This is a genomic window from Actinoallomurus acaciae, assembly GCF_042429965.1.
GTDB lineage: Bacteria > Actinomycetota > Actinomycetes > Streptosporangiales > Streptosporangiaceae > Actinoallomurus > Actinoallomurus acaciae.
This window is the reverse complement of the sequence record NZ_JBHLZP010000876.1, coordinates 1-2,112: the sequence shown is the minus strand read 5'-3', so window position 1 is coordinate 2,112 and position 2,112 is coordinate 1. Positions and strand designations below refer to the sequence as shown.

Below are 2,112 nucleotides of genomic sequence, written 5' to 3'. Positions count from 1 at the left end.
AGCGATGCCCGCCCCGGGCACCGCGCCCCCTCGGCCCACCAGCGCGACCTCGCGGCGAGGCAGCAGGTCGACGCCCGGTGGAACGCCCTCGGCACGCCCGCCAACCTCGTCGCCCGCGACAAGGCGCTGGCCACCGGCCTGCCCGCCGACCCGGCCACCGCGGCGCGTACCTATCTGTCCCAGCAGCACGAGATGCTCGGGCTGACCCAGAGGGCGGTCGACTCCCTCGAGGTCGTCGCCGTCAACCCGATCGGCGCGGGCTCGGCGGTCCTGTTCCGCGAGCGGTTCGGGAACCTGCCGGCCGGCTATGACGGGCTCGCGGCGGTCGGCGTGGCCGGCGGCAAGGTGTACCTGGTCAGCTCCACGCTCGCCCCGGACGTCTCCACGCCCGCCCCGGCCACGCTCGGCGCCGCCGAGGCACTGGCGAAGGCGAGCCGCGACGTCGGCCTGAAGAGCGGCACCGTCACCTCGCAGGGCTCCTCCGGCGGCTGGAACCGCTTCTCGGCCGGCGAGTTGAACGGCACGCAGAGCGCCAAGCTCGTCGCGGTGCCGATGCCCGAGGGCGGCGCGCGCACCGCGTACGAGGTGGCCGTCAACGACACCGGCCAGGACGGCACGCGGTCCTACACCAGCTACGTCGACGCCCGTACCGGCGAGGTCCTCATCCGCGAGGACAACGTCGCGGACGACTCCGAGGGCCCGGCGTGGAAGGCCTTCCCGGAGAACCCGCCGGCCGACTACTCCTCCAAGGACACCCGCGAGACCTGGTGCCAGACCAAGTCCAAGGGCTGCGACCGCGTGATCGCCGATCCGGCCACCCCGCTCGCCTGGGACGTCGATCCCGGCGTGAGCGCCACCGAGTCGACGCACACCACCCGCGGCAACAACGAGTGGGCGGCGCAGGACTGGCTCGACGCCACCGGCCGCGGCTTCAACCTGGACGGGTTCGCCAGCCCGCGTACGGACCGCCGGTACACCTACCCCTGGACGAACCAGTGGTACCGGTCCAAGTGCGCGCCGGACACGTTCGACGGCCCGCAGCGGAACGACATCGACGCGGCGGACGCCAACCTGCTCGCCATGCACAACCGCATGCACGACTTCTCCTACCACCTCGGCTTCACCGAGACCGCGTGGAACCTGCAGGACGACAACTTCGGCAAGGGCGGCCTCGGCGCCGACCCCGAGCACGGCAACTCCCAGTCGGGCGCCCGTGTGCCCGGCACGCTGATCCGGGACAACGCCAACCAGGCCACGCCGCCCGACGGCAACCCGCCGACCACCAACATGTACCTCTGGCAGTCGATCGCGGGCTCCTTCTACAGCCCCTGCGTCGACGGCGACTACGACATGTCGGTCATCGGGCACGAGTACACGCACGCCATCTCCAACCGGATGGTGGCCGGGCCGGACCGCGGGCTCAGCGGTTTCCAGGCCGGCGCGATGGGCGAGTCGTGGTCGGACCTGGACGCGATGGAGTACCTCGCGGCGAACGACCTGGTGCCGCGCGGGCAGTCGCCGTTCGTCACCGGCCAGTACGTCACCGGCAACGACGTGCGGGGCATCCGCGACTACGACCTGTCCAAGAACCCGCTGAACTACGGCGACCTCGGGTTCGACCTGACCGGCCCCGAGGTGCACGCCGACGGCGAGATCTGGAACGGCGTCAACTACGACCTCCGCCAGGCCTTCATCCACCGGTACGGCGCGGGGAACGTCGCGCTGAACAAGTCGTGCGCTGAGGGCAGGACGCCGGTCACGCGGTGCCCGGGCGACCGGCGGTGGATCCAGCTCGTCTACGACGGCTGGCTGCTCATGGCGAACGGCAACGTCTCGATGCTGGACGCGCGTGACGCGATGCTCGCCGCGGACCAGATCCGGTTCGGCGGCGCGGACCAAGGCCTCATGTGGGACGTCTTCGCCAAGCGCGGCATGGGCGACGGCGCGGCCAGCGACACCAACGCCGACACGGACGCGACGCCGGGCTTCGCCTCGCCGGCCGCCCGCAACGCCACGGTGCGGTTCGGCGTGACCGACGACTCCGGCGCCCCGGTGCCGGGTGCGCGCGTCTTCGTCGGCGACTACCAGGGGCGCGCGGTGCCCGTCGCCGAC

1 protein-coding gene is annotated in these 2,112 nt (G+C 72.3%); it reads left to right on the top strand.

Annotated elements, in window-relative coordinates; translation table 11 throughout:
• Positions 1–2,112 (top strand): M36 family metallopeptidase (locus ACFFNX_RS48355; RefSeq protein ID WP_378213182.1); only part of this gene is annotated, 2,112 nt, incomplete at both ends.